Origin of the sequence: Clostridium chromiireducens (assembly GCF_003575225.1) — a bacterium.
GTDB lineage: Bacteria > Bacillota > Clostridia > Clostridiales > Clostridiaceae > Clostridium > Clostridium chromiireducens.
This window is the reverse complement of sequence record NZ_QXDJ01000009.1, coordinates 1-23,597: the sequence shown is the minus strand read 5'-3', so window position 1 is coordinate 23,597 and position 23,597 is coordinate 1. Positions and strand designations below refer to the sequence as shown.

Below are 23,597 nucleotides of genomic sequence, written 5' to 3'. Positions count from 1 at the left end.
AGGAAAAGAAAAATGGAAAATGGATTAAAAATTGAAAAAGAATTGTTTGCTCCTCTAAGTGCAGAAGAAAAGAAAATTGATGCAATAGTTAGACCAAGTGTTGGATTTTGGCAGGATGCATGGAGGAGATTAAAAAAGGATAAGATGGCAATAGTGTCCTTAGTGGTAATAATACTTGTAGTTTCGGCAGCTATTTTGGTTCCAATGTTATCTAAATATGATTATGCAGCTAACGATCTATCACAAACATATTTAAAACCATCTGCTGAGCATTGGTTTGGAACAGATAATCTTGGAAGAGACTTGTTTGTTAGAAATTTTTACGGAGCTAGATATTCATTGATTATTGCCGTTTTAGCAGCTTTTATAAATCTAGTTATTGGAGTATTATATGGTGGAATTGCTGGTTATTTTGGTGGAATAGTAGATAGCATATTAATGAGAATAGTAGATGTTTTATCTTCAATTCCGATGACTATATATGTAGTAATATTTATGGCAATTTTAAATAAGCCAGGAGCAGCTGGTGGAAGTGGTCTTATTACCATAGTGTTAGGTCTTTCCATAACTTATTGGATTGGAATGGCTAGAATTGTAAGAGGAGATGTACTTCAATTAAAGCAACAAGAGTTCGTTCTTGCTGCAAAGTCATTAGGTGCAACAAATGGAAGAATATTAATAAGACATTTGATTCCAAACTGTATAGGATCAATAATGGTTACATTAACATTATTAATCCCAGAAGCTGTATTTACAGAAGCATTTTTAAGCTTTATTGGTCTTGGAATTGCTGCTCCAAGAGCATCTCTTGGAACATTGGCTAATGAAGCAATGCAAGGTATATATACATACCCATACCAATTATTTTTCCCAGCAGCAATGATTTGTATAATAATATTATGCTTTAACCTTTTTGGTGATGGATTGAGTCAAGCGTTAGATCCTAAGAACAAGAGATAGGAGGAAGAAAGAACATATGGAAAAGTTATTAGATGTAAAAGACCTACAAACTTCCTTTAAAACTAGTGCTGGTGAAGTACACTCAGTAAGAGGGGTATCTTTCTACTTAGGAAAAGGAGAAGCGTTAGGAATAGTTGGAGAATCAGGTTGTGGTAAAAGTGTTACTATGATGTCTATTATGAGGCTGCTAGCAGATAACGGAAGAATTGTTGGCGGAGAAATACGTTTTAATGGGAAAGACATTTCAAGTATCAAAGAATCAGAAATGGAAACTATAAGAGGTAATGATATAGGAATGATATTCCAAGACCCTATGACATCATTAAACCCAGTATATACCATAGGCGATCAATTAATTGAACCGCTTTTAAAACATAGAAAGATTACTAGAGCAGAAGCTAAGAAAGAAGCTATAAAAATGCTTGGACTAGTTGGAATACCAAGTCCAGAGAAGAGAATGAAACAGTATCCTCATGAATTTTCAGGCGGTATGAGACAAAGAGCAATGATAGCTATGAGTTTAATTTGTGAACCAAAGCTGATTATTGCAGATGAGCCAACAACGGCATTGGATGTTACAATACAAGCACAAATTTTAGATTTAATGAAAGAATTAAAAGAAAAGCTTGATACTGCAATTATATTAATAACTCATGATTTAGGAGTTGTTGCAGATGTTTGTACGAGAATAAATGTAATGTACGGTGGAATAATAGTAGAGACTGGAACTACTGAAGATATATTCTATAGAGGTAAACATCCTTATACATGGGGACTTTTAAGAAGTGTTCCAAATCCTAAAGAAGATATTAAAGAAAAGCTTATCCCAATTGAAGGGCAGCCACCAGATTTGTTAAATCCACCAGTTGGATGTCCGTTCGCTGCAAGGTGCGACTATGCAATGAAGATATGCCTTCAAAAGCAGCCGCCTCTATTTGAAGTAGGAAAAGAACACAAAACAGCATGTTGGTTATGCCACGAGGATGCGCCAAAAGTTGAATCACCTATAAGGAGGATAAAGTAGTGGAAGATAATAAAGATATAATTTTAGAAGTTAAAGATTTATGTAAGTACTTCCATGCAGATAAGGGTTTATTTAAAGGTAAAAGTTATGTTAAAGCAGTAGATAGAGTTTCATTTTCACTAAAAAGAGGAGAAACTTTGGGACTTGTAGGTGAATCGGGTTGCGGAAAGACAACTACAGGAAGAACTATATTAAAGCTTTATGAACCAACAGCAGGACAAATAATATTTAATGGAAAAGATATAACAAAAAATTCGGTAAAAGAAATGGTTCCTTTAAGAAAAGAAATGCAAATGATTTTCCAAGATCCATATGCATCTTTAAATCCAAGGATGACTGTTGGAGATATAATTGGAGAAGCTATTGATATTCATAAATTGCTAACAGGTGAAGCAAGAACGGAAAGAATAAGAAGCCTTTTATCAAAGGTTGGACTTGCGAGCGATCATATTAATAGATACCCTCATGAATTTTCAGGTGGGCAAAGACAAAGAATAGGTATAGCAAGAGCGTTGGCTGTAGAGCCATCATTAATAGTTTGTGATGAACCGATATCAGCTCTTGATGTTTCTATTCAAGCACAAGTTATAAATATGCTTGAAGAACTTCAAGAGGAACTTGGATTGACTTATCTTTTTATAGCGCATGACCTTTCAATGGTTAAACATATATCAACCCATATTGGAGTTATGTATCTTGGAAGAATGGTAGAAAAGGGAGAAAGTAGTAAAGTATACTCAGAAGGATTGCATCCTTATACGCAGGCATTACTTTCAGCAGTACCAATACCTGATCCAGAGGTTGCTAAAAATAATAAAAGAATAATTTTAGAAGGAGATATCCCGTCTCCGATAGATCCGCCACCAGGATGTAGATTTAAGGGAAGATGTAAATATGCAAAACCAATATGTTCAGAAGTTGATCCTGATTTAAAGGAAGTAAAACCAGGACATTTTGTAGCATGTCATTTATATGATTAATTTAGGCAAAGCAATTAAGTATTTAATTAAAAAATTATAAAATAATTTGACTAGTAAGTAGTATACTGTTAAGGAATTTTAGAAATAATAACTTAAACAGGTATTATAATAAATAATAATTATTTAAGGGGGAAATATCAATGAAAAATAGCAAAGTAAAACAATTATGCGCAGTAGCTTTAGCGGCAACAATTGGGCTTTCAGTTTTAGCTGGATGTGGTTCTAAGACAGCTGATAAAGCAGCAACTTCATCAAAACAAGAGTTAGTTTTTAATTTAGCAGCGGATCCGAAAACTTTAGATCCAGGCTTAAACCAGGCGGTTGATGGCTCTATCGTAGATGCAAATGCGTTTGAAGGTCTATGTAAGCTGGATGAAAATGGTAAAGCAATTCCAGGTCAAGCTGAAAAATGGGAAGTATCTAATGATAAGTTAACATATACTTTTCACTTAAAGAAAGATCTTAAATGGTCAAATGGGGATCCACTTAAGGCAAGCGATTTTGAATATGCATGGAAAAGAGTATTAAATCCTGAAACAGCATCTATATATTCATTCCAATTACTATATCTAAAGGGTGGAGACGAATATAATACAGGGAAAGGAACAGCAGATCAAGTTGGAGTAAAAGCAACTGATGATACTACACTAGTGGTTACTCTTGCTGCACCATGTCCATATTTCTTAGAATTAACAGCTTCTACGACATATATGCCTGTAGAACAAAAAATTGTTGAAGGTAATAAAGATTGGGCAAAAGATGCTAAAACTTTAGTTTCAAATGGTCCTTTCAAGTTCACAGATTATAAGATTAAAGACCAAATAGTATTAGAGAAAAATGAAAACTATCCAGATAAAGATAAAATTAAACTTGATAAAATTACAATGAAGATGGTTACAGAAAATACATCAGCATGGGCTAGTTATAAAACAGGTCAATTTGATATGGTATACTCTGTTCCATCATCAGAAATTGAGCAGGCTATAAAAGATAAGACAGCCACTACATTTAAGATGTTAGGAACTCAATATGTTGATGTTAATGTTTCAGAAAAAGCTAAAGAAATAGATGCAAATGCTGCAAAAGTATTAAGTAATGCAAAATTTAGAGAAGCATTAGCTAACGCTATAGATAGAACAACAATTGTTGAAAAAGTACTTAAGAGCGGCCAAACGCCTGCACATAGTTTTGTAGCACCTGGAATTATTGGTCCAGATGGAAAAGACTTTGCAAGTAAGAAGTATTTTGAAGAAAAAGGCGATATAGAAAAGGCTAAGAAATTATTAGCTGAAGCTGGATACCCAGATGGTCAAGGTTTACCACAACTTGTAGTATTATACAATCCTGAAAATGGTAATGGTGAATTATATCAAGCAATCCAAGATATGTGGAAGAAGATTGGTGTAAATGTTGAACTTCAAACTCAAGAATGGAAAGTATTCCAAGCAACAAGAGATGCGAAGAACTATGAAATGGCAAGAGGTGCATGGAATGCAGATTATTCTGATCCAATGACATTTATTGATATGTTTATATCGACTTCTCCTAATAATGAAGTTGGATATAACAATCCAAAGTATGATCAATTAGTTGATGCTGCTAAGAATGAAATAGATGCTAATAAGAGATTTGACATACTACATCAAGCAGAAGATGTTTTAATGGAAGATATGCCGATTATTCCTTTATACCACGATACTAAAACTTTTGGAATAAAAGATTATGTAAAAGGTGTAAAAGTATCTCCGCTTGGATATATATTCTTTGATCAAGCGTATATAGAAGGTAAGAAATAATCTATAATCTAAATCTTTATAATTATTCTATAAATTTTTGTTATAGTACAATTGATAGATGTAAATAATTAAGTTAAAAAAGGCTATTTTAGACGCATATTAATGCTATCTAAAATGGCCTTTTTATCGTTTGTTGAACTGTATTCAACATTATAAATTATTCTATTTGGGCGCAAATAATCGTTATTAGCCCTGCTTTTAAAAGATTTATAAAGTTTTTAAGAGTTCTAAGAAAATTAGTATTATTTAAAAATTTTAATTCAGAGCAATAAAGTCTTGAATTGAAGCTAAATAAGTAGTAGAATAAAACAAATGAGTTTCGGTATGTTTATAATACATATGCAAATTAAATAGTCAAATGTTATAGTAATTAATAGTTGAAATTGTAGAATTGCAAGATTTAAAAGTTATTTAAATAATTTAGTAAAGTTTAGATTTATGCTATTTTTTTAGCCTTACAATTCAGATGGTTTTAATAGGATATATAATTTGATAAATATTGCAATGATGTATTACTTAAAATGGGTAATTTACTAAATTAACTATTTTTAATCATGCATAGATCTCATGATTATATTGAAAAATAATAGTAATAAGCGCGATAAATTAAGGGGGATTTTTAAAATGATTAGAGTATTAACAAACGACGGATTAGAAAGTGCAGCAATCGAAGCACTACAAGAATTGGGGGCAGAAGTTGTTAACGAACATATCGAACAAAATGTATTAGGAGAAGAATTAAAGAAATTTGATGCTATTGTTATAAGATCAGCTACTAAACTTACTGCTGATATATTCGATGCAGAAAAGGGCGGAAACTTAAAATTGGCTATAAGAGCTGGTGTAGGAATAGATAATATAGATATACCTGCTGCAGAAGGTGTAGGAGTTACTGTTAAAAATACTCCAGCTGCAAGCTCAGATTCAGTAGCAGAACTTGCAATCGGGCATATGTTTGCACTTGCAAGATTTATAGCTGTATCTAATGTTACTATGAGAAATGGTGAATGGAATAAGAAAAAATATGAAGGTACTGAAATAGCAGGAAAAACACTTGGAATAGTTGGAATGGGTAGAATAGGTCAATCATTAGCTAAGAAAGCTACTGCTTTAGGAATGAAAGTTGTATATTTCACAATCGAAGGAAAACATGATGATTTAGCGTTTGATTTCGTATCTCTAGAAGAAGTATTAAAAACTTCAGATTTTATTTCGCTTCACGTTCCATATGATAAAGCAGCAGGTTCTTTAATAGGAAAGAAAGAATTAGAATTAATGAAGAATACAGCATACCTTATTAATTGTGCTAGAGGTAAAGTAGTTGATGAAGCGGCTTTAATAGAAGCACTTGATAATGGAGTAATTGCTGGAGCAGGTATTGATGTATTTGAAGAAGAACCAACTAAGAATGAAATATTAGTTAATCATCCAAAAGTTAGTGCTACACCACATATTGGAGCTGCAACTAAAGAAGCTCAAACAAGAATAGGTGAAGAAGTAGTTTCAGTAATTAAAGAATTCTTTAATTTATAATTATTTAGGAGGAGTTTTTCAATGGCGGTAGTTAAGGCATTTAAGGGGATAAGGCCAATTAAAGAATTAGCTTCAAAAATAGCAGCTTTACCCTATGATGTAATGAACAGCGATGAAGCAAGAGAAATGGTAGTTGGAAATCCAAACTCATTTCTACATGTTGATAGACCAGAGATAGATTTAGATCCATCAATAGATATACACAATCCAAAAGTGTATGAAAAAGCTAGAGAGAATCTTGATAGAATGATATCTGAAGGAGAATTTATTCAAGACGAGAGACCATGTTTATACATATATAGGCAAATAATGAATGGAAGGTCTCAAACTGGAATAGTATTTTGTGCTTCTATTGATGATTACATGAACAATGTTATTAAAAAGCATGAGTTTACTAGAGCAGATAAAGAACTAGATAGAATTAATCATGTTGACTATTGCGATGCAAATACAGGACCTATTTTCTTAACATATAAGGAAGACCAAATCGCTTCTGAGATAATTGATGCTTGGATTCAGAATGAGAGCAAAAGAAAACCAGCGTATAATTTTGTAGCTGAAGATGGAATTACTCATATTGTTTGGGTTATAGATAATGATATCATAATAAGTGAATTAATAGATTTATTTAAAGAGATAGATTATTTATATATTGCTGACGGTCACCATAGATCGGCATCAGCAGTTAAAGTTGGTTTAAAAAGGAGAGCTGAGAATCCTAATTATACTGGAGAGGAAGAATTTAATTATTTCTTAGCAGTTGCATTTCCAGATAATGACTTGATGGTTATGGATTATAACAGAGTTGTTAAAGATTTAAATGGATTGACTAAAGATGAATTAATAGAAAAGCTTCAAGAGAAATTCATTGTAGCAGAATCAACTAGCGAAGGACCAGTTAAACCAGCTAAGAAACATACATTTGGAATGTATGTAGAAGATAAGTGGTATTTGCTAGAGGCTAAAGACGGAATTTATAATGAAGAAGATCCAATAGATAGCCTTGATGTAGCAATTTTACAAAATAATGTCTTAACACCTATTTTAGGAATTGAAGATGTTAGAACATCAGATAGGATAGATTTTATAGGTGGAATTAGAGGCCTTAAGGAACTTGAAAAAAGAGTTCATACTGATATGAAAATTGCATTTTCAATGTATGCTACCGAAGTTAGTGATATAATGAGTGTTGCGGATATTGGAGAAGTAATGCCGCCAAAATCAACTTGGTTTGAACCAAAGCTTAGAAGTGGATTATTTGTTCATAAATTAAAATAGTTGTCCTCCAACAATAATCTTTGACAACATCATAAAAAAGAATGCTTACGTGATAAAAAAGATTGAAGATTTTAAGGCAAAAGGACAAGAAAAACGAATCAAGAATATTGATTTTTATATTGAAAACTAAATAGAAAAAAATAAGAGGGATAAGATTAAAGTATTGATTTTCAAGGCTTGAAAGAGTATTGAAATAAGATATTGATAAATCTTATCCCTTTTCTCATGTCATTTTTTCTGTTTAGTTTTCTGCAAACTTTATTATAAAAAACCTGTGATTAATGTGGATATATTGAAGGTAAAAAAGAAGGTTTTGTGGACAATTTTTCTCCAGACTTTATTATAAAGTGTGAATGTTTTGAAGATTTGATGGAAGAGAGAATGGGATGGATATATGGATGTAAGGGTGTTGGAAAATTTGGGATGTCGTCAATCATTTTTATAAAACTACAATAGTTGTCCCCGTCAAAAGAAGATTAACTACGGGGCGGAGCGGTAAAAAACAGAATATAAAGAGGAGCATAAAATCAGTAGAACAGAGCCTTCGGTTTAGTTTTATAATTCGAATTTATGCTCTTTTTTACTTTAAAAGTAAGAATCATTTTGGATTTTCCTAGAAACCTATATATGAATAAAACTATGTTTATGGGAATATGCTTTAAAAGGAATCTATGTTTATAGAAAACTATTTAGAAATGTAAGTATTTAAATAGAAAAATATAAACATATGTAAATATTTATTGGAAACATGAGGGTTTGATGCTAGTATATTTTTATAGATACAATATGGGAGTATCAATCTATTGTATAAAGAATTATTATTTATATCAGATACAACTTTAAATCTTACAAGGAATTTTATATAGAGTATTAATAGAATATTTAAATAAATAAGCGAGGAGTTAAATGAATAATCCTCACTTATTTATTTACAATTAAATTAAGCATAAAACTATAGCTTGCAATTCAAAAAATACAATAATCTGCTTCAGTATTTCTACACTGATTTAATATTTTAATGATCATCATATGAACTGAGTAAGTTAATGTAATAATTTGATTCTCTAAGAACATGATCTGCTAAAAGTGGAAGTATTATTGATCTTATTTTACATGTCAAAAGCCCTTCGGTTGCTTGTGTCTTAAAATCTCTAAATTTTATTGTTTTGTTTAGTGTTATTTCGGTAAGATTAGATAAATCTGATTCTGAATTTACCTGAGATGCTTCTTTTCTTAAAGTTTCAAATTCTTTTCCGAAATTATGGGCCATAATAAATAATTCTTTCTCGGTAGGATCTAGCATTCCTCTAATAGTAAATCCATGCTCATACATTTTATCATCCCAGAAGTTTTCAAGAGCAAGCAAATCTTTTTTCATATCAATCTTAATACCTTTTTGCAATCTTGTTAATAGCTCCATAAATATTATAGCTTCACTAAGTACATGATTTATTAATGATGGATATAAAGTTGTGAATACTTTGCAGGTTAGAACATCATTTTTTAATTTAGTTTTAAATCTGATGATTAGGTTAGTTGCAGTAATAGCTTGATGATTTAACATATAAACATTATCTGTAAACGTAGATACATCATTATCGCTTGAGTCATAAGAAAGTGAATTTTCCATAGAGGTTATGTTTGTATCTATAAAAATGCCAGTAGAAAATTGAGTTGCTCTTTCAGCATCCAATGTGTATTTTGTTACAATCTCATTTGAACTTAAAACTCTAGATGGTATGATTCCATCTGCTAATGATATAGCACGTGTAAGTAATATAGAAAATTCATTTTTAAAAGCATCAGCTTGGCTTACTAAGTCTTTATTTTTCTGTGGAATTGCCGCTTCAATGAATATTGAATGTTCCTTCATAATTCTTAAGAAGAAAAGGTTTAGCTCTAAAGATTGATTAATAAATTCTTGCTTTGATAGCATTATATACTCCTGAACAAAATATTATTACATACCTATTAGTATATTCCATCTAACAAAATAAGTGATTATATTATGCTTTGGACTTAGTATAATAATCTTTTTCGAGGATGTGCAGAATTGACAAAATTAAGAGTTGAATGATATACTGTATATCATACAGTATATCATTCAATGTGATGAAATAATAATAAGGAGGCGAACGGATGGGAGAAAATGATGCCAAGGAAAAATTAATAGATGTTACCATAAGAATGATATGTGAAGGTAAAAAACCAAGCGAGATTACCGTTAAAGATATTACCGAAAAAGCAGGCCTTGGTAACGGTATGGTAAATTATCATTTTCAAAGTAAGGATAACTTAATTCGATTAGCCGTAAAAAAGGTCATGAACTGTGCAACAAAGTCATTGAGCGAAAAAACGAAATCTAAAGATGGTGAACCGCCAGCTTATAGACTTGCCTTTATATTAAAAGAAGTTGCAAATTTTATTGCTGATAACTCTGAAATTTCAAAGATTGCTATTTTAGATGATTTAGAGACGAATCAGATGACAGCACATTTATTGGGTTCAGAGGAATCATACAATAAATGCCTTAAAGAACTTTATGGCGATGATATGCATAAATTTTGGGTTAAAAATTACTTAATTGCAGGATATTTAAATTACATATTCTTAAAGGCAGAAAACATAAAAAATGAAATGGGATTCGATTTCTATAACAAAGATGATAGGGAAAAGGCAATTGAAAATTTGGTTGAAGAACTAGTGAATTGTAAGATGACTAAGATTAAATGAAATTAATATAAAAGGAGCTAAATATATTATGATGATTGTAAACAAAGAAAAGTGTGTGGGTTGTGGACTTTGTGTTAAGGATTGTTTTCCAAGTGATATTAAGATAGTTGAAAATAAGGCTGAGATCAGAAATATTACATGTATGAAATGCGGACATTGTATTGCTGTATGCCCTAAAGGTGCAGTATCTACAGATGAATACAATATGGAAGAAGTAAAAGATTATGATGAATCTGAATTCAAAATAGAAGCAGATAGACTTCTTAATTTTATTAAATTTAGAAGAACTACAAGACAATTTCAAGATAAAGAAGTAGAAAAAGAAAAGCTTCTAAAAATTATTGAAGCAGGCAGATTTACACAAACGGGGACTAACAGTCAAAATGTTTCGTATATAGTAGTGAAAGATAATATTGAACAATTAAAAGAAATGGCTTTAGAAAATCTAAAAGTCAGAGGTGAAGGTATACTTGCGAATTTAAATGCACAAACATTACCTTACAAGAGATATGCACAAATGTGGATTAAAATGTACAATGACTATAAGGAAGATCCAAAGAAAAATGATAAGTTATTTTTTAATGCACCAATTTTAATTCTTGCGGTTTCAGAGTCTCCTGTAAATGCAACTTTAGCATCTTCAAATATGGAACTTATGACTAATGCTCTAGGACTTGGAACATTTTTTAGTGGATTTTTTGCAATGGCAGCACAAGGAAATAATGAGATTAGAAGTTTACTTGGGTTGAAAGAGAAAGAAGAGATTGTAACTTGCATGGTTATTGGATATCCAAATGTAAAATATGTTAGGACTGTACCAAGAAAAGATGCAAATGTTTTATGGAAGTAAAAACTAATATATCGAACTAATGATATAGCTATTTTAGGTTATTTAATCTAGAATAGCTATTTTTATTAATAAAAATATATAATACCAATCTTGAAAAAAGTTATTATATTAAGTTTAAAAGACAGATAAATAAATATAATTAATTCTATAGCAATTATCGACATTAAAATAGAAAAATAAAGTTAAAAATATTAAAATAGTTTAATTTCGACGACTTGAATATAATAAAATACAATGTTATTATAGAAATATTACATTTTACCCTATTTAGAAATATTATAGTAGTGAGGCAAATTACATTTAGTGTGTTATTTTTTTATAGCACATGGTTTTATGTAATTTATTTTTTTAATTAAGAATTAGTTTTATAGGAGGTTAAGTATGAAAAAAAATAGTAAGTTGTTTAGAAAAATAGTGGCATGTATTGTTATTATGCTTATGGTGCCAACGTTAACAGTTGGGATAGTATCCATTGTTAAATCTAATATTGTATTAGAAAATAATTTGAAGACAACAAGTATTCAAACAATCAAAGAAGTCGATAAAGGATTTACTCAATATTTAGAAATACTAAATACACAACTGAGAGTAATATCAAAAAATGCTGATATTAAAGATTTATCAAACCTACAAGCAGATCATTCGCTAATAGCTAAACATGTACAAGATATATTTAGTGATACAAAGGGTTCGGTAAATGGTATTATTAATGCAGGATATGCAGGTGAGTACGGTGAACTTGTATTAGATAGTGGGGTAATGACCATTAATGAATTTAATTATAAGGAAAGAGAATGGTATAAAAAAGCTAAAGAAGCAGATGGAAAAGTTGTATACATAAAGCCTTATAAAGATAGTGTTACAGGAAAGCAAGTAATGACAGTAGCGCAGTCAGTTAAAGATGATAAAGGGCAATTTACTGGTGTTATAGTGATAGACGTGTCTTTAGATTCCATGAAAGAATATATTAGTAATATACAGTTATTAAATTCAGGATATATATTATTGGTCGATAAAGATGGAGATATTGTGGCGAATAATGATAAGAATGAAGAAGCAGAGGATAATGTTAGTGGCTTACCATTCTGGGAATCAGCTAAAAATGAGGAAAGAGGAGTATATACTTGGAAATATAATGGAAAGTCATTCTATACATGCCAGGAGACGGATGCATTAACTGGGTGGAAGATGATTGGAATCATTGATAGCAAAGAAGTAACTGATAATGTTATGACTATGAAGACAACGGTAATTATGACTAGCTTGCTATGTATAATTATTGGAATAATTATATCGATGCTTTCTGCATCATATATTATGAAAGAGATAGGAAAATTAAAGAAGGCATTTAATAATGTTGCACAAGGTGATTTTACTCAAAGAATTGCTGTTACAGCAAAAGATGAATTTGGAGACCTTGGAGATAACTTTAATTCAATGATAGATAGTGTATTGAACTTAATGAAAGGTGTGCAAAGTACGTCATCTCATTTAATTGAAACGGCTTTTAGCATATCAAGCATGTCAGAAGAAACCACAGCGTCAATATCTGAAGTATCAAATGCAATACAGGAAGTGGCTAGTGGAGCAACAAGTCAGGCGCAATCTGCAACAGAAGTGGCAATGAGTGTTGAAGAATTATCAGATAGAATAGACGAAATCAGTAATGAAACAACGCATATTAATGGTTTATCAAAGGAAACTGAGAAATTAAGTACTCAAGGTTTAGTTATACTTAATGACCTAATAAGTAAGGCTGAAAAATCTAAAGAGAATGCAATTAAATCTGGTGGCATGGTTCATGAAATGGGCGAAAGTATAAACAAGATAAATTACATATCTGATGCAATAGCCGGAATAACTGAACAAACTAATCTTCTTGCTCTAAATGCAAGTATTGAGGCAGCAAGAGCGGGAGAGGCAGGAAAAGGATTCGCAGTAGTTGCAGAAGAAATTAGGAAATTAGCAGAGGAATCTAAGATGTCCACAGATGAGATAAAAGCAATTGTTGGAGAAATAAATAGCAAGAACAGTGCAACTAAAATAGCCATGGAAGAAAGCAAAAATATGTCGCAAAAACAAGGGGAGGCAATAAAAGAAACTGAAGATATATTCAATAGAATAGTTGATTCAATAATGCCTCTAACAGGTGCAATTGAAAATATTAAAGTATTAAATGAAAAGATGCACCAAAATAAAGAAGTTGTTAAAGCGCAGATTGAAAATATAGCAGCAGTATCAGAAGAATCAGCATCTATATCTGAAGAAGTAACAGCATCAGCACAAGAAGTAAGCGCAACAATGGACGAACTTACCCAATATGCAAGCAACCTTCACGATATATCAAATGAACTTAAAGATGAACTTAAGAATTTTACATTATAAGATTTATGATTTAGAATAGTAGAAATATGTAAGATAAATCAATTATAATTTAAATTTATGTTTTGAAATACATACCTTAACCAGAAAGAGAAGGTGCTCTTTTACGCAGTGTTGCATTGAAAAAATAATTGTAGGCATTTCTTCAGTAAAAGTTGTTCCATCCTTGCTTGTCATGAGCTTGCCTCAGGAACATGCAGGGATGGGCACAACTTTTACTGTTAGAAATCCACAATTATTTTTTCCGGCAACCGAGTAACAGAGCACCTTCTTTTTCGGCAGGGTATTGTATAAACTTAAATTACATCATTTCAAGCATTTGTTTAAGTATTCTAGTTGAATTTTTAACTGCAACTGGAATGAATTTTTGATAATCCATATGTGCTCCGTTATTTGCGTTATCAGAAATAGATCTAATAACTACAAACGGAATTGAATTTAAGTAACAAACTTGAGCTATACTTGCACCTTCCATCTCGCAAGATATTGCTCCAAACTCTTTATCAAGCCATTGAATTTTTTCTATATTCGCGATAAATTGATCACCAGAAACAATTCTTCCTGTAAAGCTATTTAATTCAGGAATTGATTCGCAAGCTTTTTTTGCTATAGAAATCATTTCTGCATTACATTTAAAATCAAATGTATCTAGTCTTGGAATTTGACCCATTTTATCTCCAAATGCTGTAGTGTCCATATCGTGTTGTACTAAATTCTCTGCAACAACAATATCTCCAGGGTAAATATTTTTACCAATTCCACCAGCAACCCCGACATTGATGATTCTATCTACTTTGTACTCAGATGCTAATATTTGAGTGCAGATAGCTGAGTTAACTTTACCAATTCCACAAACTACAGTTACGACATCTTTTCCATATAGTTTTCCTTTATGAAAAGTCATATTTGCCTTTTCGTTTTTTTCTTCAAGTGTTACATCTTTTAGTAAGATTTCAAGTTCTTCTGCCATAGCGGCAATTATTCCTATAGTCATTAAAAATAATCCTCCTAGAATATTAAATTAGTATAAATGATAAATATCTTGTTAAATTGTAGAGTATGAACAAAATATTTGAGTTAAATATATAATACTAATTTATATTATAATCATTGCTTCACAAATTTGATAGGTAAAAATATTAAATAATAATGTGAACAAAATAGATGTTTGTAGTTAAAAATTTTATTGCTAAGATTTAATTAATTTTTATGGTATAATAACAATTAACAAATCAAACTATAAAATAAAAGGTAAAATATATATTGTAGCGATAGCTATACAAATATTAAACATAAGATAAATTATAGAATTTAATTATTTAAATAAGGGGAGAAAAGATATGACAGCACAACATTCTTTATCAAGAACAGAACTTTTAATAGGTAAAGATGGGTTAGATAAATTGAAAAATAGTAAAGTGGTTGTTTTTGGTGTAGGAGGAGTAGGAAGTTATACTATTGAAGCTCTTGCCAGAGCTGGAGTCGGAGAGCTAATTATTGTTGACGATGATACAGTTTGTTTAACAAATCTAAACAGACAGATACATGCAACTTATAAGACAATAAGTCAATCTAAAGTTGAAGTTATGAAAGATAGAATTTTATCAATAAATAGAGGATGTAATGTAATAACACATGAAATCTTTGTTACACAAGAAAATATATCGACAATAATACCTGATGATGCTGACTATGTTGTTGATGCAATAGATACAGTTTCGGCGAAACTTGGACTTGTGGAATATTGCGATAAAAAGGGAATTAAAATAATGAGTTGTATGGGAACAGGAAATAAGCTAGATCCTACACAATTTAAGGTTACAGATATATTTAAAACAAAGATATGTCCACTTGCTAAAGTTATGAGATCTGAATTACGCAAGAGAGGAATAGAAAAGTTAAAGGTTGTATACTCTGAGGAAGTTCCAATAAAACCGGCTTATGATGTTGTTACGTGTAAAACTGGGTGTGTTTGTACAGGTGGTACTAAGAAGTGTGCTATTAAAAGACAAATACCAGGCAGTATATCATTTGTTCCTCCAGTAGCAGGTATGATAATCGGTGGCGAAGTTATAAAAGATATATTAGAAATAAATAAGAAGTAAATTCTACGAATAATAAACTAAAATTAGATATAGAAAAGTATATAACAAATAAAATTCACAATATATTCAATTAATAGTAGGTAGTATTAATAATATATTGTGCTTTTTTGCTTATCAAAGAAAGGTGATAATTATGAAACGTATTGATAGGATTTATAATTATATAGAAAGTAATTCTGAGAAGTTTACAAAGAATAATCTTTTAGAGATAAAGGGTTTCAGCGCCCAAGAAATTGGAGACCGCCTAGATATATTAAGAAGTAATGTGTCTAGGGAGCTTAATACCCTTTGTAGAGATAGAAAAATAATTAAAATAAAAAATAGACCTGTCCTTTACTTTGATAGGAAAAGCTTTGAAGAGATATTATCTGTGAAATTACCAGAAGATTTGGAAGAGATATTAAGTATTGAAGATTTTATATCTAATGATGAAGAAACTAATGACAGAGAACAATCTCCTTTTAATTATCTTATTGGAGCAAATACTAGTCTAAAAAATCAAATTGAACAAGCTAAAGCTGCATTATTATATCCTCCTAATGGGCTTCATACGTTAATAATTGGTAGTACGGGTGTTGGAAAAAGCTTGTTTGTTAATATAATGTATGAATATTCTAAGTATATAAAAAAATTACCAGAGGATGCTCCGTTTGTGGTATTTAATTGCGCAGACTATTGCAATAACCCACAACTTCTTTTATCTTATATTTTTGGTCATGTTAAGGGGTCTTTTACAGGAGCCGAAAAGGAGAAAGAAGGAATAGTTGAAAAAGCTAATGGAGGAATACTATTTTTAGATGAGATACATAGGCTTCCTCCAGAGGGTCAAGAAATGATTTTTTATTTTATGGACACTGGAACCTATAATAAACTTGGTGAAACAGACAGGCATAGAAAAGCAAATGTATTATTAATAGGAGCAACAACAGAAGATCCTAGCTCTACACTGCTTAATACTTTTATAAGAAGAATTCCGATAACTATAGTCATCCCTAATTTTGAGGAAAGACCTATAGAGGATAAATTGGAATTGATACATTATTTATTGTCAAAGGAAGCACAAAGGGTAAATAAGACAATCAAAATATCATCGGAAGCAGTTAAAGCTTTAATAGGGAGTGCTACCTATGGGAATGTAGGACAATTAAAGTCAAATATACAATTAGTATGTGCTACAGGATTTTTGAATTGCATGAATACTGATAAATGTATTGATATTAATTTAAATCTACTTCCCCTTAATATTAAGAATGGCGCAGCTAATTTCGAAGGCAAATTAAAGGATAATACAGAGGTCTGGAGTAGAATGCCAAAGAGTTTAATCATTAAGCCTGATGGTAATAGGACATTTTTAGAAACTGACGCCTATGAACCGCCATTTAACATATATAACATAATAGAGGATAAAGCTTTTGTTCTCCAAGAAGAGGGTATGAGTGATCATGATATAAAGAATTATATAGCAACTGATATAAATGTTCATTTGAAGCAATTTTATGCTAGGTTCAAAAGTGATGGAAACCGTAGAGAGGGATTATTGAAGATTGTTGATAAGGACATTGTTGATTTTGCACAAGAAATCAAGATGTTGGCTGAAAGTAGATTGAGTAAAAAATTAAATGATAGATTTATTTATGCTATAAGTCTGCATTTTAGTGCACTATTCAATAGAATAAAGAAAAATACAGTTTCTTTTTCTGCAAGTATTGAATTACCATCGTCAATTGACAGTAAAGAGTATGATGTAGCTAAAGAAATTCATAAGCTTATAGAAGATAGATATAATTTAATAATTCCAAGTGTAGAAATCGAATACTTGGCATTGCTTCTAAATTCTATACAAGAGTTATCGCATCAAGAAAGAGTTGGAATTGTTGTTGCAGCGCATGGGACAAGTACTGCAACCAGTATGGTTTCAGTAGCTAAAAGACTTTTTGATGCAGAGAACATACTTGCAGTGGATATGCCTCTAGAAAGAACGCCGTCGGAGATTCTAGAAAATGTTATTGAGAAAGTAAAACAAGTTGATGAAGGAAAAGGTGTACTGCTTTTAGTTGATATGGGGTCTTTGAATAGTTTTGGAGAAGCCATTACTGAAAAAACAGGAATTAATACTAAAAGTATTGATATGGTTTCAACTGCATTGGTTTTAGAAGCTGTAAGGAAATGCTCACTTTGTGATACGGATTTAAATTCGGTATATTCTTATTTATTTACTGATTTTAGAGGATATACAAGTAATATTAACCCAGAAGGAAAAGTGGGCGAAGACCATGTTATAATCACAATATGTTCCACAGGGAAAGGTGCAGCTATTAAATTAAAGGAATTAGTAGAGGCTGTAACTAAAAATATAGCAATGAATGATAATATTAGGATTATCCCAGTGGGATTAAACAATCTAAATCACTCAATAGAACAAATCTCCGCTAAAAATAAAATTTTAGCTCTTGTTGGGATAGCAAATCCGAATATGGGTATTCCATTTATATCAATTGAGGAATTGATTGATGGCTCAGGTGAGAACATTTTAAGAAATATTATTGAAGGAAAAAGCGTTATGCCATGCGTTAAAGGAGAAAATCAAATTGTTCTAAAAAATCTATGTAAGCAAACTTTAACTGAAATACTAACTTTCCTTAATCCAGAGAAAATATATTCTCTGTTAGATGATTTTATAAAATCTATTGAGGGCTCGTTAAATGTTAATTATGAAAATCCAGCTAAGTTAAGAATAATGTTTCATGTTGCATGTGCATTAGAAAGAATGCTGTTAAATAGCGGATTGACATATGATTCTGAAGATTTTGATCTAGACCCTGAATATTTAAAGGCTTTAAAGGGAGCTAATTTAATATTTAAAGAAGCATTATCAATAGAATTAACGGATGATGAAATATATTACATGGTTGATGTCATTAATGTGTGTTAAAATTCATTAATCTTAAATAAATAATGTGTTAAAAGAAATAAAAAAGTGTGTTGAAAGATACTTTAGTGTGTCAAAAGAGGAGTGGATATGCAATATATGCATTGAAAATTCACGATTGGACATAGAAGTATCTTTTGACACACTTTTTTGGCATGGTAATTGCTAAGTATATGAGTATAGAAACAATATATGTAGCAAGAAAGGATGATGAAATAATGATCTCAGTAATAGTAGGAACTCATGGCATGTTTTCAGAAGAAATTCTTAAGTCTGCAGAAATGATTTTTGGAGGCCAAGAAAACGTAGCCAGTGTTACTTTTAAACCTGGTGAAGGTGTAGATAATTTAGTTGAAAAATATAATGAAGTCATAAATGAGTTAGATAGTAAAGACGGAGTTTTATTTATGGTTGATCTTTTTGGAGGGAGCCCATTTAATGCAGCCAGTATAATTGCAATGAAACATGAAAATATGGAGATTGTAACAGGCGTTAATTTACCAATGATTTTAGAGGTTTTAGGTAGTAGAGATTTCTCAAGTTTATCAGAGTTATTGGAGATTGCAAATAACTCAGGGAAAGATGCTATCAAGGTACTAAATAAAAATTTAGAAGAAGATCTTGAAGACGAATTAGTATAGATATTTTAATTAGATAAAGAATTACATGTAATTTAATATAAAACAAATAAAAACATAAAGAAGGCGGGAAATAAAATTATGGAAATTAGTTTTGTAAGAATTGATGACAGATTAATACATGGACAAGTTGCAACAGTTTGGACAAAGGAGAGCGGGTGTAACAGAATATTTGCCTGTAGTGATGAAGTTGCAGCAGATGACTTAAGAAAACAACTAGTAATTCAAGTGTCACCACCAGGAATAAAAGCATATGTGCTTCCAATAGCAAAAGCAGTTGAAGCATATAAGAATCCTAAATTTGATAGTTTTAAAACGTTGTTTTTATTCACAAATCCAACAGATGTGCTTAGGGCAGTTGAAGGTGGGATAGATATTAACTCTGTAAATGTTGGTGGAATGTGCTTTAAAGCTGGTGATAAACAAATTACAAATGCATTATGTATGAATGAGGTTGATATTGAAGCATTTAAAAAGCTTCATGAAAAAGGCATTGAATTAGAGGTAAGGAAATTGGCAAAAGATCCTAAAATAGATTTAATGGATAGATTGAGAGAATTAAAACTTATATAGATGTAGATTTTAGTTAGTAATGTATGGTCATAAATTAAAGAAAAGTACTTTCGGGATTTCTTACAACATGGTATTAGGGAATATATAACTTGGACTAAAAATTAGATATATAAATTTAAAAATTTTATATATAAATTAAGAAGAAAGAGGGGAATTATAAATGAGCACTTTACAATTAATTTTATTAGTAGTAGTTGCAGCAGTTGCTGGTATGGCTAGTGTACTTGATGAGGCACAATTTCATAGACCATTAATTGCATGCACACTAGTCGGACTTGTATTAGGAGATATTCAAACTGGAATTATATTAGGTGGAACACTTGAGATGCTAGCGTTAGGATGGATGAATGTTGGTGCAGCTATGGCGCCAGATGCAGCCCTTGCAAGTGTAATTTCAGCAATCCTTGTAATTGTTGGTAAGCAATCAATCGGAGCAGGTATTGCAGTAGCAATTCCAATTGCAGCAGCAGGACAAGTTCTTACTATATTTGTAAGAACAATAACAGTATTCTTCCAACACTTAGCTGATAAGTATGCGGAAAGTGGTAATACAAGAGGAATTGAAATGTGTCACTTCTTAGGATTATCACTTCAAGGAATACGTGTAGCTGTACCAGCTGCAATCGTAGGAGTACTTGCAGGTACAGATGCTGTAAATGCAGCCCTTGCAGCCATCCCACCAGTAATAACTAGAGGACTTCAAGTATCAGGTGGATTCATAGTAGTTGTTGGGTATGCAATGGTAATGAACATGATGAATAGCAAATCACTATTACCATTCTTCTTCATTGGATTTTTACTAGCAGCATTTACAAACTTCAACTTAATCGGATTTGGTGCAGTAGGAGTTATTGCAGCAATATTCCATATTAAATCAATAGCTAATGAAGGTAAAGTAGCAACTGCTGGGACTTATGGTGTTGATGATGTCGATGATTCAGAATTAATGATGTAAATATGGTTGAGGGGGATACGATAATGAGTGAAAAGAAATTAAATAAAAGTGACATAATAAGCATGTTTATTCGTTCAAATTTCCTTTTAGGGTCATTTAACTTTGAAAGAATGCAAGCTATAGGATTTTGCGTAACTTTAATACCGGCTTTAAAGAAACTATACAAAGGCGATGAACTAAGTGCCGCACTTAAAAGACATTTAGAATTTTTTAATACACAACCATTTATGGCAACACCTATCATGGGAATAACAGCAGCAATGGAAGAGCAAAAAGCAAATGGAGCAGATATAGATGAAGGATCAATAAGCGGTGTTAAGATTGGACTTATGGGACCACTTGCTGGAGTTGGTGATCCAATATTTTGGGGGACTTTAAGACCTGTGCTTGCAGCACTCGGAGCAGGACTTGCACTTACTGGAAGTATAATAGGACCATTAATATTTTTTATAGGCTTTAATACAATAAGGCTTGCAACAAACTGGTATGGAATGTTCTATGGATATGAAAAGGGAACTCAACTAGTTTCTGATATGTCAGGAAATAAGCTTAGATATCTTACAGAAGGATCGTCAGTACTTGGATTGCTTGTTATAGGTGGACTTGTTTCTAAGTGGACAAGTATTAATATACCATTTGTTCTTTCTAGGTATACGCAATCTGATGGAAAAGAAGTAGTTACAACTGTCCAAAGTGTATTAGACAGTTTAATGCCAGGATTAGTTCCACTATTATTAACATTCTTATGTATGTACTTATTAAAGAAAAATGTAAATCCTTTATTAATAATATTCGGATTATTCGCGGTAGGTATCTTGGGCGTAGCTTGCGGAATATTACAATAAAATTAATATAGAATTATATAAAAATAAAAGCTAAATAGTAAAATTATGTAGAAGCACTCCAAAATAAAATCCACAACATGTTGAGAAAACGTAAAAGTTATCAACAACATGTTGTGGATTTTGTGCATAAGTATAGCTTTTTAGTAAACATTGTGGATTATATTTAATATTCCACAATGTTTATGTTAACTATATAATCTTAAAATAATGTATTTAAAGTATAAATTAGTATACAGTTAACATAAATAAACATAAATATAATTTTGTATTATAATGTAGTTTGGGATAATTACTAAAAGGAAAATTAATATAGATGTTGAATGATTTATTATTAAAGAATATTATGATTACTAAAATGGCATTTTACTAAGTAAAATTATAATTATATATCAAAGTACTGTTGTACTTTTTAGGAGAGAATTATATGAAATCAAATATAAGTGTGAAGATACAAGCGAATAAACAAGATAAAACAGAATATTTAATAAAGGATAAAGATGATATCATTATTGGTAGATTTACCACTATAGAAATAAATAATAATAGTAAAGCATATGATATTAATCTAAGATTTTATAGAGAATCTAATTATGAGCTGCTAAGTGAAACGTTAAACCTTATTTTGAAAGCTGCATTTAGAGATTTTAATATTTTTAAGGTTAATATAAAGACTTTGGAAACAATAGATGTAAATCCGTTTCTAGATTCGGGATTTACTCTAGAAGGTATACTTAATCAGAATGAATATTTAAAAGGTGAATATCTTGATGAACTATCTTTTGGTATAACTCGAACAGAATATAATCAAATGAGTAGATATTCATTAGTCGAATTGAATGGGAGGAACATTATACTTCGAAATTTGACTTCGAGTGATGCAGAAGATGTATTAGAATATTATAAAAAAAATAAAACTTATTTAGAACCGTTTGAGCCTGTGAAGGATAACAACTTTTATACATTAGAAACTCAAAAGAAATTTTTGAATAAGAGCTATAGAGAATTCTTAAATGGAACAACTGTTGAATTAGGGATCTTTAAGAAAGAAAGACTAATTGGAAAGATAAAACTTTCGAGAATTATACATGGATCATTTAAGAATGGTACACTAGGTTACTCTATAGATGAAGGGGAGCAAGGTAAAGGATATATGACGGAAAGTGTTAATCTTATGCTTAAATATGCTTTTGATGAATGCGAACTTCATAGAATAGAAGCATCTGCTTTAGTGGATAATAAAAAATCAAGAACAGTATTAGAAAAGAGTGGATTTAAGTTAGTTGGTATTAATGAAAGATATCTTTTGATAAATGGTAAATGGGAAGATCATGCAACTTATTATATTATAAGAGAAGAGTTTAAGGATAGGTAACATGATGTATTAAGGAATAGGTATATATCGATTCTAAGTTAAAATAATAACTTTTATAATATGAAACGCGCTGGATTTGAGATTATGTGGTGTAGTATTGGCAATAACTATTCCTAGCGTGTCAATAGCAGAAATATAGAGAAAATGAGAGAAAGATGTAGAATTTAGAGTTCAATTTTGTTATACAATGGATTTTATGGTATTTATCATGAGTATATATGTTAAGATAAAACACGTCGCTGAAACACATAAACGAAAACAGCTGAAAACTGAAATGCATTTAAATAATGAAATTTTAAAGTTTTAAAAGGTTGTTGACAAGGTTAGACAGTGATGGTATGATGTAATTCCTTACTGGGAGGCATTAAATTAACAGCTTAGGATTTGAAGAACTTACAGAAATGAAGTTCACAAAAACTAAAAAAAGTTGTTGACAAGCTTTGAAGGTGATGATATACTAAGTAGGCTGTCAGAAACGACAGTAAACAACAAAATATTACAACAGTAGTTGTAAGAGAGAAATTGGTCTTTGAAAATTGAACAGAATATATAAATACATTTAAGTAAACCAGCAATTCTTTATTTGAGTAAGCTAAGATTAAACTTTTTATTGAGAGTTTGATCCTGGCTCAGGACGAACGCTG

General features: G+C 30.9%; 19 protein-coding genes. 17 read left to right on the top strand and 2 right to left on the bottom strand.

The genetic code is table 11. The features are described from left to right. The first annotated feature begins 12 nt into the window (after positions 1–12). From D2A34_RS24445 to D2A34_RS26945, 7 genes are all read left to right on the top strand, one after another. Entirely contained in the window at positions 13–960 is a 948-nt protein-coding gene (locus D2A34_RS24445; protein ID WP_079438062.1) for an ABC transporter permease, read from the top strand. 16 nt (positions 961–976) lie between these two features. Further along, positions 977–1,984 (top strand): ABC transporter ATP-binding protein, encoded by a 1,008-nt coding sequence (locus D2A34_RS24440; protein WP_079438061.1) that lies wholly within the window; start codon positions 977–979, stop codon positions 1,982–1,984. Beyond that, a complete protein-coding gene (locus D2A34_RS24435; protein ID WP_079438060.1) occupies positions 1,984–2,964 on the top strand; it encodes an ABC transporter ATP-binding protein in 981 nt (326 codons plus the stop codon). Before D2A34_RS24440 ends, D2A34_RS24435 begins: the two co-directional genes overlap by 1 nt. Before the next feature lie 140 nt (positions 2,965–3,104). Beyond that, positions 3,105–4,760 (top strand): peptide ABC transporter substrate-binding protein, encoded by a 1,656-nt coding sequence (locus D2A34_RS24430; protein WP_079438059.1) that lies wholly within the window; start codon positions 3,105–3,107, stop codon positions 4,758–4,760. Positions 4,761–5,384: 624 nt separating this feature from the next. Next, positions 5,385–6,293 (top strand): D-2-hydroxyacid dehydrogenase, encoded by a 909-nt coding sequence (locus D2A34_RS24425; protein WP_119368181.1) that lies wholly within the window; start codon positions 5,385–5,387, stop codon positions 6,291–6,293. Between the two features lie 21 nt (positions 6,294–6,314). Beyond that, complete coding sequence (locus D2A34_RS24420) at positions 6,315–7,571, top strand: DUF1015 domain-containing protein (protein WP_119368180.1); 1,257 nt, start codon at positions 6,315–6,317, stop codon at positions 7,569–7,571. 315 nt (positions 7,572–7,886) lie between these two features. Continuing rightward, positions 7,887–8,027 (top strand): hypothetical protein, encoded by a 141-nt coding sequence (locus tag D2A34_RS26945; RefSeq protein ID WP_169896736.1) that lies wholly within the window; start codon positions 7,887–7,889, stop codon positions 8,025–8,027. A gap of 559 nt (positions 8,028–8,586) precedes the next feature. Here the strand turns inward: D2A34_RS26945 and D2A34_RS24415 are convergent. Beyond that, positions 8,587–9,507 carry a DUF2935 domain-containing protein gene (locus tag D2A34_RS24415; RefSeq protein ID WP_119368179.1) on the bottom strand — a complete coding sequence of 307 codons (921 nt, stop codon included), beginning with the start codon at positions 9,505–9,507 and terminating at the stop codon, positions 8,587–8,589. A gap of 203 nt (positions 9,508–9,710) precedes the next feature. On the opposite strand from D2A34_RS24415, the gene D2A34_RS24410 reads away from it, so the two are divergent. From D2A34_RS24410 to D2A34_RS24400, 3 genes are all read left to right on the top strand, one after another. Further along, positions 9,711–10,304, top strand: coding sequence for a TetR/AcrR family transcriptional regulator (locus D2A34_RS24410; protein ID WP_079438055.1), 594 nt, complete (start codon positions 9,711–9,713; stop codon positions 10,302–10,304). 28 nt (positions 10,305–10,332) lie between these two features. Beyond that, positions 10,333–11,154, top strand: a complete 822-nt coding sequence (locus D2A34_RS24405) for a nitroreductase family protein (protein WP_079438054.1) — start codon at positions 10,333–10,335, stop codon at positions 11,152–11,154. Between the two features lie 381 nt (positions 11,155–11,535). Continuing rightward, positions 11,536–13,539: a methyl-accepting chemotaxis protein gene (locus D2A34_RS24400; RefSeq protein WP_079442180.1), complete on the top strand. Its 2,004-nt coding sequence runs from the start codon at positions 11,536–11,538 to the stop codon at positions 13,537–13,539. A gap of 298 nt (positions 13,540–13,837) precedes the next feature. On the opposite strand, the gene D2A34_RS24395 is transcribed toward D2A34_RS24400, so the two are convergent. Beyond that, positions 13,838–14,530 (bottom strand): 5'-methylthioadenosine/adenosylhomocysteine nucleosidase, encoded by a 693-nt coding sequence (locus D2A34_RS24395; protein WP_119368178.1) that lies wholly within the window; start codon positions 14,528–14,530, stop codon positions 13,838–13,840. Between the two features lie 346 nt (positions 14,531–14,876). Between D2A34_RS24395 and D2A34_RS24390 the strand changes: the two genes are divergently transcribed. From D2A34_RS24390 to D2A34_RS24360, 7 genes are all read left to right on the top strand, one after another. After that, entirely contained in the window at positions 14,877–15,641 is a 765-nt protein-coding gene (locus D2A34_RS24390) for a tRNA threonylcarbamoyladenosine dehydratase (RefSeq protein WP_079442182.1), read from the top strand. Between the two features lie 133 nt (positions 15,642–15,774). Continuing rightward, on the top strand, positions 15,775–18,573 hold the full coding sequence (locus tag D2A34_RS24385) for a sigma-54-dependent transcriptional regulator (protein WP_119368177.1): 2,799 nt from the start codon (positions 15,775–15,777) through the stop codon (positions 18,571–18,573). Positions 18,574–18,788: 215 nt separating this feature from the next. Further along, the gene (locus D2A34_RS24380; protein WP_119368232.1) at positions 18,789–19,211 is read left to right on the top strand and encodes a PTS sugar transporter subunit IIA; all 423 of its coding nucleotides are present in this window, start codon (positions 18,789–18,791) and stop codon (positions 19,209–19,211) included. A gap of 78 nt (positions 19,212–19,289) precedes the next feature. Next, positions 19,290–19,781, top strand: a complete 492-nt coding sequence (locus D2A34_RS24375; protein WP_079442184.1) for a mannose/fructose/sorbose PTS transporter subunit IIB — start codon at positions 19,290–19,292, stop codon at positions 19,779–19,781. A gap of 160 nt (positions 19,782–19,941) precedes the next feature. Then, positions 19,942–20,736, top strand: coding sequence for a PTS mannose/fructose/sorbose transporter subunit IIC (locus tag D2A34_RS24370; RefSeq protein ID WP_079442185.1), 795 nt, complete (start codon positions 19,942–19,944; stop codon positions 20,734–20,736). Between the two features lie 2 nt (positions 20,737–20,738). Continuing rightward, entirely contained in the window at positions 20,739–21,581 is an 843-nt protein-coding gene (manZ, locus tag D2A34_RS24365) for a PTS mannose transporter subunit IID (protein WP_202117359.1), read from the top strand. A gap of 424 nt (positions 21,582–22,005) precedes the next feature. Further along, a complete protein-coding gene (locus tag D2A34_RS24360; protein ID WP_079442482.1) occupies positions 22,006–22,953 on the top strand; it encodes a GNAT family N-acetyltransferase in 948 nt (315 codons plus the stop codon). Positions 22,954–23,597: the final 644 nt, after the last annotated feature.